Source organism: Devosia sp. YIM 151766 (assembly GCF_030285925.1).
In the GTDB taxonomy this organism is placed as follows: Bacteria; Pseudomonadota; Alphaproteobacteria; order Rhizobiales; family Devosiaceae; genus Devosia.
This window is the reverse complement of the sequence record NZ_CP127251.1, coordinates 107,989-121,682: the sequence shown is the minus strand read 5'-3', so window position 1 is coordinate 121,682 and position 13,694 is coordinate 107,989. Positions and strand designations below refer to the sequence as shown.

The window sequence follows — 13,694 nt, the reverse complement described above, 5'->3', positions numbered from 1 at the left end:
TTTAGCGGAAGTCACTGGCGCTGCCGGTAATGGGCGGCAGGGCAGCGGAAAGTTTGAACAATTCGACCAGCACATGGGCAAAGCCGCGCGCATCGTCGATAGCCTTGTGCGTATGGGCGATATGGCCGTAGAACTCGGCCGGCAGCTTGCTCATGCCCCAGTCGAGATAGGGCGCGCCGCGCAGCGTTCCGGCCATGGTATAGAGGCAGATGCCACCGCCGCGGAAGATCTGGCGGCCGGTAAAGGGACCGGACAGCGCGCGGGTGCCGGCATATTCGTCCAGATAATGGTCCATCCACAGCCCGTCGAAAATCATCGGCGCGGCGACGAAGACTTTCGGGCCCGGCAGGTTTTCCACCCAATCGGCGAAGCGCGGCATCACCAGTGCCGGGTCCTCGGCGCCTTCGGTGGCCGCCGCCCAGGCTTCGGGCTGGGTCGCCCACCAATCCATGGTGGTTTCATGCGGTTTCCGGTCGGAGCGGGGCACCAGCACCGCTTCAAACTCGCCATGGCGGGTGCCATCGGCCTCGATAGCCACCGAAGCGAAGCTCAGCATGGAATTGTGCAGCGGCGTCGGGCCGTCGCTCTCGATATCGGTGACGATGAAGATCGGCCGGGCCACCCGATTGTAGAGCGCGCGGCCGGCCGGCAGCACGCTCACCAGCCGGAAGGTTTCGCAGACGATCTCCATATCCGGCGAGAAGCCGCCATTGCGGGAGAAATAGGCTTCGTGGCTGGCGCGCCAGCTCGCATAGGGGCCTTCGCCTTCCCGGTCGGTGAAGGACGGGTCGATGGCATCGAAACGCCTGGTCTCGACCGAGAGCGTCTCGATCAGGCAGGCCTCCTCGCCGGCGCCATTGAGCACGATGTCACGACGGCCGATTTCGGGCAGGGGCTCGCCGTCCTGGCCGCCGAAATCGCGCAACGCCCCACAGGTCGCGGTCTTTTTGCCCGCCAGCACCAAGGCAAGCAGATTGTCGGCCAGCTCCGGCGAATCGCCGAAGCTGAACCTTATCTGTTTGCCGTTGTCCGTTGTGGACGACACCCCGGTCACCTTCCCTATGTCATCCCGCGAGCGGGGATCTCTGTTTATCTGTCAGCATCCCGCAATGGGGATTCCCGCCTGCGCGGGAATGACCCGGCGAGTGGTTGGGTTTTTACGGGGCGACTGCCCCCGGGGCCTTCTCGCCGCGCAGCATGCTGGCAATCGAGATGTCTTCGTCAATCGCCGGCCAGTGCAGCCCCATGGGCATCAGTTCAATTTCGCCGCGGTCGGCCGGACTGGCGGCGGCGAGTCGAGGATACCACCAGATTGGCGTGGCGACCGCGCGGCCATCCGCGAGGCGAACATGCAGTTGCGAGTCATCGCAATGGGCTGCAACGGGTCGGCTATCTTCGATCTCAAGCACCAAAGTAGTCATTCCATGCCTCCAGAAAGGCGCTTCTGTGTTCACGAACTGCACCGATGATCTCGTTGAGATCACGCGCGGAGAAGCCGAAATTGACCGCAACATTGAGGTTGCGCAGCCATATTTTGGCTTCTCGTCCATCCTTTATAATATGGACATGTGGCGGCTCCCAGCCATCGGCCGAGTAGAAGAAGAACCGATATCCCTTCCACCGCAACAAGGTCGGCATTTTTAAGAGCTCAACCCCCCGAACAGCGTCGGCAGGTCCAGCGGCCTGAATCCGTAATGGTCGATCCAGCGCTGGTCGGCGTCGAAGAAGGCGCGCAGGTCCGGCATGCCATATTTGAGCATGGCGATGCGGTCGATGCCGATGCCCCAGGCGAAACCCTGATAGATGTCGGGGTCGAGCCCGGCATTGCGGATGACATTGGGATGGACCATGCCGCAACCGAGGATTTCCAGCCAGTCGTCGCCCTCGCCGATCTTCACCTCCGAGCCGGAGCGGTCGCATTGCACGTCCACTTCCATGCTCGGCTCGGTGAAGGGGAAGAAGCTGGGCCGGAAGCGCAGCGTGACGCTGGGCACCTCGAAAAAGGCCTTGAGGAATTCTTCGAGCACCCAGCGCAATTGGCCGATATGGCTTTCCTTGTCGATGACCAGGCCTTCGACCTGGTGGAACATCGGCGTATGGGTCTGGTCTGAATCATTGCGATAGGTGCGGCCGGGCATGACCACGCGAATCGGCGGGTCCATGGCCGGGGTGATATAGGCGGCGGCCGGCTTTTCATTGGTCTTTTGCATGACCCGCATCTGCACCGGCGACGTATGGGTGCGCAGCACCCTCTTCACCCCGTCGGGACCGGGCTTCATGAAGAAGGTGTCGTGCATTTCGCGCGCCGGATGGCCTTCGGGGAAGTTCAGCGCGGTGAAGTTGAAATAATCGGTCTCGATATCGGGGCCCTCGGCGATGGAGAAGCCCATATCCGAGAAGATGGCGGTGATCTCGTCGATGGTCTGGCTGATCGGGTGGATGCGGCCCCTGGCGGTCGGCGCCGGCGGCAGCGGCAGGGTGACGTCGACCGTCTCCGCCTGGAGCCGGGCGTCGAGCGCGGCGGCTTTGAGATCGCCGCTGCGGGCTTCGATCAGCGCAGCAATCTCGGTCTTGAGGCCGTTGATGGCGGGGCCGGCGGATTTGCGGTCTTCCGGCGCCATGGCGCCGAGCGTGGCGAGCAGGGCGGAAACGCTTCCCTTCTTGCCCAGGGCCGAGACGCGCACGGCATCGAGGGCGGCTTCGCTCCCGGCATCGGCTATGGAGGCGGACAATTCGGTGCGCAGGGTTTCGATCTGGCTTGATAGGGACATGCGAAACTCTCGGTAGACCTCGTCCCGAGCGTGTCGAAGGGCGGGGTCGTGACAGAAGCGGTGTAACCGACCTCGTGGTTCGACGGACTCGCCAGGAGGTCTATGAATTTCAGTGGCGGTTAGAGCAAACAAAAACGCCCCGCGCCAGCCCTTTCGGGGCGGCGCAAGGCGCAATTTCGACCTCAGCGAGGCGGGTGCTTAGCCGGTGACGCGGGCGTGGGTGGTGTCGTCCACGCCTTCCAGATACGCCAGGGCTGCCTTGGCCTTGGCGACCAGGGCGGCGAACGCTTCGGGCTGGGTGATCGCCAGATCGCTCAGCACCTTGCGGTCGACGGCAATTTCAGCCTTGCTGAGGCCGTCGATAAATCGGTTATAGGTCAGGCCGTGATCGCGGACAGCGGCATTGATGCGCTGGATCCACAGGGCGCGGAAATTGCGCTTCTTGACGCGACGGTCGCGATACGCATATTGCGCGGCCTTTTCGACGGCCTGCTTGGCGATGCGGATCGTGGATTTACGACGGCCATAATAGCCCTCGGCGGCCTTCAAGACCTTCTTGTGGCGAGCGTGGGCGGTAACGCCTCTTTTTACGCGTGACATGTGTCAGCTTCCCTTCAGCGTTAGCGGTTGTACGGCATGTACCACTTGACCAGACCCTCGTCGCCCTTGCTGAGGATCTTGGTGCCGCGGTTGGTGCGGATGTACTTGGCATTGTGGCTGATCAGGCGGTGGCGCTTGCCGGCGACGCCGGCCTTCACCTTGCCCGTGGCGGTGAAGCTGAACCGCTTCTTGGCGCCGGACTTGGTCTTCATTTTGGGCATTTTGCGGGTCCTTGATAAAGTCTTGGATGGATTGAGGCCCATCGCATTCGAGAACCGCCACGGCATGCCTTTTGGCCGGGCGGTCCGGAGAAGTGGGCTCTATAGGGATAAAACGAGGGGAAGGCAAGAGGCGCGGGGCCATGTCTAGAGCCATTACGGCTTTGACGGGATCGACGGCTCACCCCTCCGTTCGTCACCCTCGCGCTTGACGCGAGGGTGACGATCCGGAAAAGAGAGGCCATATACGGTACCCAGACGAGGCGGGGACACGAACGTCGCCATTTCCATGAAAAGCTGAAACACCCTAGGCGATGAGCCGGGCTTCCAGATGATCCTCGAACAACAAGCCCGGCCGGGCGGCCAAGGCGGCGCTATAGGCGGTTTCGGCCGCCAGCGATATCCGCAGGAAGGCGGCGATGCCGGCCGCCTCCGCCTCGGCGAGCCGGTAATGGCCATTTTCCAGGCGGCGGAGGATTTCGGTTTTCGAGGCGATCATCCCGGCCGCCACCTCCCGACCATTGCTCATCGAGCCCTCGCGCTTGACGTAATCGTGGAGCGGCGTGCCCAGATGATAGCTTTGCGGGATGGTCCGGTAGAGCTGCAGCAGGAATTCCAGATCGGTCATATTGCTCATGTCCGGATCGTAGCGGCCATCGCCGCGCCGGCGATCCCAGACGATCATCGAATCCATGGACAGGTTCACCCATTTGTGCTCGCCCGGCGTCAGGACCCGGTCGGGACCGGTGCCGACATGGCGCAGATGGGTGAAATCGGTCGTCATGACGTCGAGCGCGGTGGTGACGATGCCATATCGCCCCAGCGCCGCCACCGCCCGTTCGAGCTTTGGCGGTTTCAAACGGTCATCGGCATCGAGAATGGCGGCATAAGGCGTTGCGATGCGCTCCAGCGCCACATTGCGGGTGCGTGAAGCGCCCTGCCCGATCCCGCCGCTGGTCAGGAAAACCTGTCTCGGATCGGCCAGGCCCCGCTCCTCCAGGAGGCCGCGATAATCGAAGCCGTCATCGGCGATGATCCAATGCTGCCAATCCTTGTGACTCTGCCCGAGCACGCTGCGCACCGTATCGGGCAGGGTGTCCCGGGCCTTGTAGGCCGGGGTGATGATGGCGACGGTTTCAACCATATCTTGAACCTTTCGAGTCCCTGACCCATATCTGGCGCAGGTTTCCGATGCCACTCCCATCGGGTCGGAACCGTAAACGTTGCTTGATGATCAAGGACGATTGCCATGTCGCGCATTTCGGTGTTCTCCGCGCCCTTCCTCCTCGGCTTCGACGCCTTCGAGGAGCGCATCGACCGGCTGGCCCGGTCGGCGGATGGCTATCCCCCGTACAATATCGAGCGGAACCTGGGCGAAGACGGCGTCGAGCGCTTTCTGATCTCCATCGCCGTGGCCGGGTTTTCGCAAGCTGAACTCGATGTGCTGGTGGAAGACAACCAATTGCAGGTGCGCGGCAGGCAGAAGGACGAGCCGGGCAAGGACTATCTGCATCGCGGTATCGCCGCCCGCCAGTTCCAGCGCAGCTTTCTCCTTGCCGACGGCATGGAGGTCAAAGATGCAACTTTGGGGCATGGCATGCTCGTTATAGAACTGGAGCGGCCCCGCGCCGCCAAGATCGCCCGGAAAATCGACATTCGCTCATTGTGAGGAAAAAGAACAGGAAAGGGCCGACCATGATGGACAAACGCAATTCCGACACCACCATCGAGACCGCCAACCCGCTCAAGACCCTGACGCGCGCCCAGTTCGCCGCTTTGGGCGGCGATGCCGTCGCCTATGTCAAGCCGGTCTCGGGCCTGGTGCTCTCAACCATGATCAGCGACGCCGAATTCGACGCCGGCGCCCAATATCAACTGGTCATGTCCGCCGACGGCACCCCGCTGATGGTCGCCGACACCGCCGAGGCGGTGACCGAATGGCTGGGCGACCAAAGCATCGGCCTCGCCACGCTGCATTAGCGGCGCGAGGACCAAACGAAGTGGGCTTGCTTTTCCGCCGCAAAAGCCTATTTTAGAAACGTTCTAATCGTAAACGGCAGGGATTTCTCATGTTCATCCAGACCGAAGCCACGCCCAATCCGGCGACGCTGAAATTCCTGCCGGGCCGCGACGTCATTGCCGGCGAACCGCGCGATTTCCGTTCGCCCGAAACGGCGGCAATTTCGCCGCTGGCCACGGGATTGTTCGCCATTTCCGGGGTGTCCGGCGTGTTCCTGGGTTCCGATTTCATCTCGGTGACCAAGGAGGACACCGATTGGGCGCATATCAAGCCGGCCATACTCGGCGTGATCATGGATCATTTCCTGTCCGGCAAGCCGGTGATTCTCGACAATGGCGCCGCCAGCGACGATCTCGACGCTGTCGAGGAATTCTTCGAGGAAGAAGACAAGGAAATGGTGGAGGTGATCAAGGAATTGCTGGCCACCCGCGTCCGTCCGGCCGTCGCCATGGATGGCGGCGACATCATCTTCCGGGGCTTCAAGGAAGGCGTGGTTTTCCTGCAAATGCAGGGCGCCTGTTCGGGCTGCCCCTCCTCCACCGCCACGCTCAAGAGCGGCATCGAAAACCTGCTCCGCCATTTCGTACCCGGCGTCGAGACCGTACAACAGGTTTGATCGCCGCGCGCAGAGCGGCGTCACACATCAGTCAAGCAGCAAGCCGGGGCCCGATGAGCAATCGTCGGGCCCCAGTTTTTGGCGGCGCATTCTCGCCCCCGTCCTTTGTGGTCCGATGGCGTCGAAACTTACGGGATATATCTTGAAACTGTGCCGTACCGTCCCGATCTTCAGCGGGAAGGGCTTTTAAGATATATCTGGAGATACATCATGAGCTATTGGAAAGACGGCGAGCCGAACTGGCGCAAGTTCGAGCAGATGGCGCGGCGCGGCTGGGGCCGCATGCAGCGCATGGCCGATGACGAATTCGGCAATATGGGCGGCAATTTCCGCGTCGGCCGTATGCTGGCCTCGGGCGACCTCCGGCTGGTGGCGCTCTATTTCATCGAACAGCAGCCGCGCCACGGCTATGACCTGATCAAGGCGGTGGAAGAGCGCTCCAACGGCGTCTATTCGCCCAGCCCGGGCATCGTCTATCCGGCGCTGACTTTTCTGGAAGAGGCCGGCCACGTGACCTCCTCGGCCGATGGCAACAAGAAGCTTTACACCATCACCGACCAGGGCAAGACGCATCTGGAGGAAAACCGCGAGGCGGTGGCCTCGACGCTGGATTTCCTCGCCCGTACCGGCGAGCAGATGAACCGGTTCCGCGAATTCGTCCGCGCCGACTGGCCATCGAGCGGCGAGGGCGATGCGGAGCGGGGCAATGTGCCGCCCCATTGGGGCGAGCGGCCCGAGCAGCGCGACCGGCCGATGCACGACGCCGTTCCGGAGCTGGAAGCGGCGCGCAAAGCGCTCAAAGAGGCGCTCAAGCGAGCCCGCAAGGGCAGCGACGAGCAGCAGCGCCGCGCCGCCGACATTCTCCGCCGCGCCGCCGCCGAGGTGAGCGGGCTGGGCGATGACGAGGTCGATATCTAGCCTGGTTCGCTCCGTCCCGGCGTCATTCCGCGACAGCGGGAACCCCGGTTACAAAAAACCGAGGCCCCCGCCTGCGCGGGGGTGACACCGGAGTGGATGCTGGTCCAGGTGATTGCCCCAAAAACACCACTCATCACCCAAAACACCACTCGTCACCCTCGCGCTCGACGCGAGGGCGACGATTCGGGAAGGGCCGGGGCAAGACCGCCATACTCCCCCGGTGTCATTCCCGCGAAAGCGGGAACCTCCGTTAACAAACCGAGGCCCCCGCTTTCGCGGGGGTGACACCGAGTAATGGACTGCTGGTCCAGCTGATTGCCCCCAAAACCCCACTCGGGAAGGGTGCACCTGCGGGGCAGGACCTGCCCTTCTCACATCCCCGGCTTGGTCTTGAGGAAATCCAGCACCATCTGCACCGCATGGGCTTCGCGTTCCTGCACCATGCCGACGCTGGTGAGGTCGCGCTCGAAGATCACCGAGAGCGTCGCGGTGTTGGACACGTAGAAAAAGCCGAGCGCGGCCACCGAGATATAGAGCTGCACCGGATCGACGTCGCGGCGGAAAATGCCGTTATCGGCGCCGCGTTCGAGCAGGGCGGCGATCTGCCCGACCAGCGGGGAATGCAGCGCCTTGATGTCGGGCAGGGTCTTGAGGAAGCGCGCATTCTCGATGTTCTCGGTGCCGAGCAGCCGCGGAAACCACGGATTGGCGAGGAAATGCCGGAAGGTGAAGCGCACCAGCCGGTCCATGGCCTGTACCGGATCGTATTGATCCAGCGACAGCGCCCGCTCGCCCCGCCTGATCTCCTGATAGGCGTCGAGCAGAACCGCCTGGTAGAGTTCCTCCTTATTGCCGAAATAGTGATAGAGCAGGCGCTTATTGGCGCCGGCCCGCTCGGCAATGGCGTCCACCCGCGCCCCTTCGAAGCCCCGATCGGCGAATTCCACCCGCGCCGCGGCGAGAATGGAGGCCTTGGTCTTGGCTGAATTGCGGGGGCGCTTGCTCGTCTCAGCTTTGGGCTTCGATGCGACCGCGGGTGAAAAGGGCTCGGACACGTCGACTTACCGCCGGGATGGACATGAGAATGGTGAGAGCGATGACGAAGCAGATAACAGCGCTGATCGGCCGGGTAAAGAAGGGCGTCGGATCGCCATTGGTCAGCGCCAGCCCGCGCCTGAGATTGAGATCGAGCAGATCGCCCAGCACGATGCCCAGCACCAGCGGCGCCATGGGATATTTCATCTCGCGCAGGATGAAGCCGACAATGCCGAAGAACAGCATGACATAAACGTCGAACATGCGCTGGGTGATGGCGAAGGAGCCGACCACGCACAGCACATAGATGACCGCCATCAGCCGTTCGCGCGGCACCGACAGCACCTTGATGAAGACCTTGGTGAGCGACAGGCCGAAGATCAGATTGGCGAAGGTGGCCAGCAGCAGCATGGCCACGACCTGATAGAGGAAGGGCGCGTTCTCCACCATCAGCATCGGGCCGGGACGGATGCCGTGGATCATCATGGCGGCGATCAGCACTGCGGCGGCGGCCGAGCCGGGCAAGGCCAGCGTCAGCGTCGGGATCATGGCGGCCGAGACCACGGCATTGTCGCCGGTTTCGGCCGCGATCAGCCCCTCCTGGCTGCCCTTGCCGAATTCCTCGGGATGCTTGGTGAATTTCTTGGCGGCGGCATAGGACGACCAGGCACCCACATCCTCGCCGACCCCGGGGATGATGCCGACAAAGGTGCCGATAATGCCCGAGCGGATGATGGTCTTCCAATATTGGAAGATTTCCTTGAGGCGCGGGATCACCCGGTCGTTGACCGGGGCGATCCGGCCGAAGGCGGTGCGCTTCATGGTGGAGAGGATTTCCGCCAGGCCGAAGGCCCCGACCATTGCCGGGATGAGGTCGACGCCGCCGCCCAAGGCGGGAATGCCGAAGGTGAAGCGCTGATAGGCATGCAGCGTCTCCATGCCGATCATGGCGACCAGCAGGCCCAGAATGCCGGCAATATAGCCCTTGAGCGGCGTGTCCGAACCGGTCATCTGCCCGGAAATGACGACGCCGAACAAAGCCAGCCAGAAAAATTCATACGAGCCGAAGCGGAGCGCCGCCTCGGCCAGCACCGGCGCGATGATGGCGAGAAAGAAGATGCCGACCAGCGTGCCCAGGGTGGAAGAGGTGGTGGCCAGGCCCATGGCCAGTCCCGCCTTGCCCTGCATGGCCAGCGGATGGCCGTCCAGCGTGGCGGCGGCATTGGCCGGGGTGCCGGGAATATTGAGCAGGATGGCGGTGCGGCTGCCGCCATAGATGGCGCCGAGATAGACGCACATCAGCGTCAGGATGGCCTGGTCCGGCGCCATTTTATAGGTGAGCGTCACCAATAGAGCCACGCCCATAGTGGCGGTGAGGCCCGGCAATATGCCGATGGCGAGGCCCAGCAGCGTCGCCCAGGCCACGTTGAACAGGCCCGCCGGCGTCATGAAATGGGCAATGCCCTGGCCCAGGAGAATGAGACCGTCAAACATGGATGATGTTCCCTAGGGCAGCCGCACGAGAAAGACCTGTCCGAAGACATAATGGATGCCGATGCCGGCGCCGAGCGCCACGACCAGGCCCCAGATCAGCGTACGCGGCAGCGAGGCCGGTCTGTCGGCCAGCATGGTTTCGAACAGCAGCACGAAGCTGAAAATGAACAGCGACGAGGCCAGCCAGAAGGGCATGCGACCCACCAGGCCCAGCGTATAGACCAGGGCCAGGCCGAGCACGGCGAGCACACGCAGCGCCGGCCACGACACGAGGGTGCGGAGCAGCGCGGCGCCGCCTTGCTTGCTATCCAGCCGCGCCGAGCGCCAGGCCAGCAGGCCGCCGCACAAGGTCAGCGCCACGCCCAGAAAGAGCGGCACCAGGCCCGGAATGGTGGACGGATGGATGCGGCGCATTTCCAGCCGGTCCATGCTCCAGGAGAGATAGGTGATCAGCAGGCCCAGGCCGACCAGGACGATGGCGGTGATCAGATCGGCACGAATGCGGGCCGCCTCTTCGGCGGAGGGAGCGGGATTGGGAATGGTCATGAACCGTTCGGCTCCGGTGTTGGCGTTGGGGCCGCCGCGCTCGCGGCGGCCCCCGCTGGCGCTATTGCGCGCTCACTTCGCTGCGGGTCGCGCAATCGACGCCGATCTCGATGGGATCGATCACGGCCTCGCCGCGCTGGACCGCCGCGCAGGCCTTGTCGATGACGATCGGCATGGCTGCCGCCCGCGCCTCGTCGCCATAGGAGGGGTCGAAGACGGCGCCGTAATTCTCGGCATAGTCCCGCAGGCTCTGCGAATTCTCGACCTCGTCGTCCCAGATCGCGTTCACTGTCTGGACGATCTCGTCGGGAATGCCGGCCGGCAGGAAGATGCCGAAATAGTTCATGGCCAGCGGCATGTCCGGCAGCCAGTCGGTGATCGGCGGAATCGGATCGACGCCGGCGACCACCAGCGGCTCGCTGGCCAGCACGGCCAGGCCGCGCAGACGGCCGCCGCGGATCATCTCGACCTGCTCCACCGCCAATTGGGTGGTGACCATCGCCTCGCCCGAAGCCGTGGCGATCACCGCCGGATTGCCGCCGTCATAGGTGATCATATTGTAGTCGAAACCGGCCTGTTCGGCGAGCGCGGCGATGGCCGTTCCCCCCGATGACCCAACCCCGGCCGTGGCTACGGTAATGGCATTGCCGCGCTCGGCGAGCGCCTCGAGCAATTGGCCGAAATCTTCGAACTCGCTGTCTGCCGCCACGCCGACAACGGCGACATTGGCGACGGAGAGATAGACATGCCAGTCATCGATGCCGGTATCGGGGATCAATCCGGTCACCGCATAGGTGGCGTTGTCGCCGATGGCGCCGGCGCCCCAGGTATAGCCGTCGCGCGGGGCGTTGAGCACTTCCTGGGTGCCGATGGCACCGGAGGCGCCCGGCTGGTTGACGACCACGACATCGACGCCCAGCGCCTCGGCGACAATGGGCGCGGTGACGCGGATGACCTGGTCGGTCGAGCCGCCGGCACCCCAGGGCACGATCAGATTGATCGGCCGGTCGGGTTTCCATTCCTGAGCGAACGACATGGCCGCACCCAGCGTCAAAAGGGCCGTGCCCGACGCCAGGACGATTCGCAGCGAATGCTTCATCGTCTAAATCCTCCCAATGGTTCGGGGCCGGTTATTTTGGCCCTCGGGGAGGAATTTGCGGCTGATCCCCAACCCTGTCAAGCAAGAAGTAACCAGCCGGTGATGTCGTGATGTCCGGAATTTCCGCGATAAGCGATTGCCGAAAAACGAATCTTGGACATATTTGAGCGGGGGCAGCCCGGTCGCTGCGCCGCAGGTCTATCGGGGGGCTGGCGTGGATTTCGAGCTTGAGCGAATGGCGATCATGGGGCTGGCGCTGGCCGCCGGCGCGCTGGTCAAGGGGGCGACCGGCATGGGCCTGCCGCTGATCGCCCTGCCGGTGCTGGCGACATTTTTCGGCCTGCACCACGCCGTGGGCATCATGGCCATCACCCAGATCGTGACCAATGGCATGCAGATCTGGCAATTCCGCGCCGCCCGGCGCGAGGACAGCATGAATTTCCTGCCGCTGTTTCTCGCCACCGGCGCCGTCGGGGTGGTCCTGGGCACCTGGCTGCTCCGCAATCTGCCGGAGCGGGTGCTGATCTTTTCGCTGGGCGTGCTGCTCCTGGCCTATTTCGGGCTCAAGGTCAGCCGCCCGCATCTGGCGGTCAGCGCGGCAATGGCGCGGCGGGCCGGGCCGGCGGCGGGTTTCGGCAGCGGCGTCTTGCAGGGCGCCACCGGCATTTCCGCGCCGGTGGGCGTGACCTTCATCCACGCCATGGGCCTGGACCGCGCCGCCCATGTCTATGCGGTTTCGGCCATGTTCCTGACATTGGGCCTGGTGCAATTGCCGTCGCTGATCGTGGGCGGCATCATGCAGCCGCAATGGGTGATCGAGGCGCTGCTGGCCATGATCCCGATCCTGATATTCATGCCGGTGGGACAGGCGCTGGCCGGCAAGCTCAGCCGCCGCGCCTTCGACCTGATGATCCTGATCTTCCTGGGGCTGATGGGCCTGAAAATGGTGCTGGGGATCTAGGGGCGGCTGGGCGGTTTTGCCACCATGTCCGGCCGGGCCGGACGCCGCTTGACGAGGTCCGCATTCCTCAGGTAAGTAACTAAACAGTTACACAAGTCCGGGCGGGCCGGGGAGGGATTGAATGGCGGAACAACGCGTTGGCATCATCATGCATGGCGTCACCGGGCGCATGGGCTATAACCAGCATCTGGTGCGCTCGATCCTGGCGATCCGCGACCAGGGCGGCATAGCGCTGAAAAACGGCGATCGCCTGGTGGTCGACCCGATCATTGTCGGCCGCGATAGCGGCAAGATCGAAGCCCTCGCCAGGAAGCACAATATCGCCCGCTGGGGCACCGATCTCGACGCGGCCCTGGCCAATCCCGACGACACCATCTTTTTCGATGCCGGCACCACGCTGATGCGCGCCGGCCTGCTGGAGCGGGCGCTGGCCGCCGGCAAGCATGTCTATTGCGAAAAGCCGACCTCCGACGATCTTGAAGTCGCGGTCAACCTCGCCAAGACCGCCCGCGCCTCCGGTCTGAAACATGGCGTGGTGCAGGACAAGCTGTTCCTGCCCGGGCTGATGAAGCTCAAAATGCTGCGCGATAGCGGCTTTTTCGGCAAGATGCTCTCGGTGCGCGGCGAGTTCGGCTATTGGGTCTTCGAGGGCGATTGGCAGCAATCGCAGCGCCCGAGCTGGAATTACCGCAAGAACGATGGCGGCGGCATCATCCTCGATATGCTGTGCCATTGGCGCTATGTGATGGACAATCTGTTCGGCGAGGTGCAGGCGGTATCGTGCCTCGGCGCCACCCATATTCCCGAGCGCGTCGACGAGCGGGGCAATAGCTTCCAATGCGACACCGACGACGCCGCCTATGCCACGTTCGAGCTGGAAGGCGGGGTGATCGCCCAGATCAATTCGAGCTGGACCACCAGGGTGCGCCGCGACGATCTGGTGACCTTCCATGTCGATGGCACCCATGGCTCGGCAGTGGCCGGCCTGCACAAATGCTGGACCCAGCATCGGGTTAATACCCCCAAGCCGGTGTGGAATCCCGATCAGCCGCAGACGATGAATTTCTTCGCCGATTGGGAAGAGGTCCCAGACAATTGGCCGGCCGATAACGGCTTCAAGGCGCAATGGGAAATGTTCCTGCGCCATGTCGCCGAGGACGCGCCCTGGCCCTATGGGCTGGAAGCCGGCGCCAAGGGCGTGCAATTGGCCGAACTGGGTCTCAAAAGCTGGGAAGAGCGCCGCTGGCTCGACGTGCCCAAGCTGGAATTTTGATTTTAAACGGTCCTCCTCACCCGCCCTTCGGGCACCCTCTCCCACGAGGGGAAAGGGGGACACCGCGTTTGAACAGGCGCCGGACCATTTTTCTCCCCCTCGGGGAGAAGGTGGCGCGCAGCGCCGGATGAGGGGGAAGCCCG

The 13,694-nt window shown here is 63.5% G+C and carries 17 protein-coding genes; 6 read left to right on the top strand and 11 right to left on the bottom strand.

The genetic code is table 11. The annotated features are described in order from the left end of the window. Position 1: 1 nt before the first annotated feature. The 7 genes from O9Z70_RS16235 to O9Z70_RS00575 form a co-directional block, all read right to left on the bottom strand. Entirely contained in the window at positions 2 to 1,045 is a 1,044-nt protein-coding gene (locus tag O9Z70_RS16235) for an ASCH domain-containing protein (protein WP_353057803.1), read from the bottom strand. A 112-nt stretch (positions 1,046 to 1,157) separates the two neighbouring features. Beyond that, positions 1,158 to 1,421: a DUF2442 domain-containing protein gene (locus O9Z70_RS00600; protein ID WP_286020578.1), complete on the bottom strand. Its 264-nt coding sequence runs from the start codon at positions 1,419 to 1,421 to the stop codon at positions 1,158 to 1,160. Further along, on the bottom strand, positions 1,402 to 1,638 hold the full coding sequence (locus tag O9Z70_RS00595) for a DUF4160 domain-containing protein (RefSeq protein WP_286020577.1): 237 nt from the start codon (positions 1,636 to 1,638) through the stop codon (positions 1,402 to 1,404). Before O9Z70_RS00595 ends, O9Z70_RS00600 begins: the two co-directional genes overlap by 20 nt. Positions 1,639 to 1,640: 2 nt before the next feature. Further along, positions 1,641 to 2,771 (bottom strand): phenylalanine--tRNA ligase subunit alpha, encoded by a 1,131-nt coding sequence (gene pheS / locus O9Z70_RS00590; protein ID WP_286020576.1) that lies wholly within the window; start codon positions 2,769 to 2,771, stop codon positions 1,641 to 1,643. Between the two features lie 198 nt (positions 2,772 to 2,969). Beyond that, positions 2,970 to 3,371, bottom strand: coding sequence for a 50S ribosomal protein L20 (gene rplT / locus O9Z70_RS00585; RefSeq protein ID WP_286020575.1), 402 nt, complete (start codon positions 3,369 to 3,371; stop codon positions 2,970 to 2,972). Positions 3,372 to 3,391: 20 nt separating this feature from the next. After that, the gene (gene rpmI / locus O9Z70_RS00580; RefSeq protein ID WP_046105910.1) at positions 3,392 to 3,592 is read right to left on the bottom strand and encodes a 50S ribosomal protein L35; all 201 of its coding nucleotides are present in this window, start codon (positions 3,590 to 3,592) and stop codon (positions 3,392 to 3,394) included. A 304-nt stretch (positions 3,593 to 3,896) separates the two neighbouring features. Further along, positions 3,897 to 4,733: a glycosyltransferase family 2 protein gene (locus O9Z70_RS00575; RefSeq protein WP_286020574.1), complete on the bottom strand. Its 837-nt coding sequence runs from the start codon at positions 4,731 to 4,733 to the stop codon at positions 3,897 to 3,899. 105 nt (positions 4,734 to 4,838) lie between these two features. Between O9Z70_RS00575 and O9Z70_RS00570 the strand changes: the two genes are divergently transcribed. From O9Z70_RS00570 to O9Z70_RS00555, 4 genes are all read left to right on the top strand, one after another. Further along, on the top strand, positions 4,839 to 5,258 hold the full coding sequence (locus O9Z70_RS00570) for an Hsp20 family protein (RefSeq protein ID WP_286020573.1): 420 nt from the start codon (positions 4,839 to 4,841) through the stop codon (positions 5,256 to 5,258). 26 nt (positions 5,259 to 5,284) lie between these two features. Continuing rightward, positions 5,285 to 5,569 carry a DUF1150 family protein gene (locus O9Z70_RS00565; protein ID WP_286020572.1) on the top strand — a complete coding sequence of 95 codons (285 nt, stop codon included), beginning with the start codon at positions 5,285 to 5,287 and terminating at the stop codon, positions 5,567 to 5,569. An 89-nt stretch (positions 5,570 to 5,658) separates the two neighbouring features. After that, positions 5,659 to 6,225: a NifU family protein gene (locus O9Z70_RS00560; RefSeq protein ID WP_286020571.1), complete on the top strand. Its 567-nt coding sequence runs from the start codon at positions 5,659 to 5,661 to the stop codon at positions 6,223 to 6,225. A gap of 210 nt (positions 6,226 to 6,435) precedes the next feature. Then, complete coding sequence (locus O9Z70_RS00555; protein ID WP_286020570.1) at positions 6,436 to 7,143, top strand: helix-turn-helix transcriptional regulator; 708 nt, start codon at positions 6,436 to 6,438, stop codon at positions 7,141 to 7,143. 371 nt (positions 7,144 to 7,514) lie between these two features. Here O9Z70_RS00555 and O9Z70_RS00550 read toward each other — a convergent pair whose 3' ends face one another. The 4 genes from O9Z70_RS00550 to O9Z70_RS00535 all read right to left on the bottom strand — a co-directional run bounded on the left by O9Z70_RS00550 (position 7,515) and on the right by O9Z70_RS00535 (position 11,317). After that, positions 7,515 to 8,198 (bottom strand): TetR/AcrR family transcriptional regulator, encoded by a 684-nt coding sequence (locus O9Z70_RS00550; protein WP_286020569.1) that lies wholly within the window; start codon positions 8,196 to 8,198, stop codon positions 7,515 to 7,517. Beyond that, on the bottom strand, positions 8,152 to 9,672 hold the full coding sequence (locus O9Z70_RS00545; RefSeq protein ID WP_286020568.1) for a tripartite tricarboxylate transporter permease: 1,521 nt from the start codon (positions 9,670 to 9,672) through the stop codon (positions 8,152 to 8,154). The genes O9Z70_RS00550 and O9Z70_RS00545 overlap by 47 nt, the downstream gene beginning before the upstream one ends. 12 nt (positions 9,673 to 9,684) lie before the next feature. Next, positions 9,685 to 10,218 (bottom strand): tripartite tricarboxylate transporter TctB family protein, encoded by a 534-nt coding sequence (locus O9Z70_RS00540; RefSeq protein WP_286020567.1) that lies wholly within the window; start codon positions 10,216 to 10,218, stop codon positions 9,685 to 9,687. A 61-nt stretch (positions 10,219 to 10,279) separates the two neighbouring features. Beyond that, positions 10,280 to 11,317, bottom strand: coding sequence for a Bug family tripartite tricarboxylate transporter substrate binding protein (locus O9Z70_RS00535; RefSeq protein WP_286020566.1), 1,038 nt, complete (start codon positions 11,315 to 11,317; stop codon positions 10,280 to 10,282). A gap of 214 nt (positions 11,318 to 11,531) precedes the next feature. On the opposite strand from O9Z70_RS00535, the gene O9Z70_RS00530 reads away from it, so the two are divergent. Beyond that, positions 11,532 to 12,278, top strand: coding sequence for a sulfite exporter TauE/SafE family protein (locus O9Z70_RS00530; RefSeq protein ID WP_286020565.1), 747 nt, complete (start codon positions 11,532 to 11,534; stop codon positions 12,276 to 12,278). A gap of 121 nt (positions 12,279 to 12,399) precedes the next feature. Beyond that, positions 12,400 to 13,551 carry a Gfo/Idh/MocA family protein gene (locus tag O9Z70_RS00525; RefSeq protein WP_286020564.1) on the top strand — a complete coding sequence of 384 codons (1,152 nt, stop codon included), beginning with the start codon at positions 12,400 to 12,402 and terminating at the stop codon, positions 13,549 to 13,551. Positions 13,552 to 13,694 lie beyond the last annotated feature (143 nt).

Coding starts and splice junctions, on each gene's coding strand:
- O9Z70_RS00600 (WP_286020578.1), bottom strand. CDS start 1,421: ATGACTACTTTGGTGCTTGAGATCGAAGATAGCCGACCCGTTGCAGCC.
- O9Z70_RS00595 (WP_286020577.1), bottom strand. CDS start 1,638: ATGCCGACCTTGTTGCGGTGGAAGGGATATCGGTTCTTCTTCTACTCG.
- pheS (WP_286020576.1), bottom strand. CDS start 2,771: ATGTCCCTATCAAGCCAGATCGAAACCCTGCGCACCGAATTGTCCGCC.
- rplT (WP_286020575.1), bottom strand. CDS start 3,371: ATGTCACGCGTAAAAAGAGGCGTTACCGCCCACGCTCGCCACAAGAAG.
- rpmI (WP_046105910.1), bottom strand. CDS start 3,592: ATGCCCAAAATGAAGACCAAGTCCGGCGCCAAGAAGCGGTTCAGCTTC.
- O9Z70_RS00575 (WP_286020574.1), bottom strand. CDS start 4,733: ATGGTTGAAACCGTCGCCATCATCACCCCGGCCTACAAGGCCCGGGAC.
- O9Z70_RS00570 (WP_286020573.1), top strand. CDS start 4,839: ATGTCGCGCATTTCGGTGTTCTCCGCGCCCTTCCTCCTCGGCTTCGAC.
- O9Z70_RS00565 (WP_286020572.1), top strand. CDS start 5,285: ATGATGGACAAACGCAATTCCGACACCACCATCGAGACCGCCAACCCG.
- O9Z70_RS00560 (WP_286020571.1), top strand. CDS start 5,659: ATGTTCATCCAGACCGAAGCCACGCCCAATCCGGCGACGCTGAAATTC.
- O9Z70_RS00555 (WP_286020570.1), top strand. CDS start 6,436: ATGAGCTATTGGAAAGACGGCGAGCCGAACTGGCGCAAGTTCGAGCAG.
- O9Z70_RS00545 (WP_286020568.1), bottom strand. CDS start 9,672: ATGTTTGACGGTCTCATTCTCCTGGGCCAGGGCATTGCCCATTTCATG.
- O9Z70_RS00540 (WP_286020567.1), bottom strand. CDS start 10,218: ATGACCATTCCCAATCCCGCTCCCTCCGCCGAAGAGGCGGCCCGCATT.
- O9Z70_RS00535 (WP_286020566.1), bottom strand. CDS start 11,317: ATGAAGCATTCGCTGCGAATCGTCCTGGCGTCGGGCACGGCCCTTTTG.
- O9Z70_RS00525 (WP_286020564.1), top strand. CDS start 12,400: ATGGCGGAACAACGCGTTGGCATCATCATGCATGGCGTCACCGGGCGC.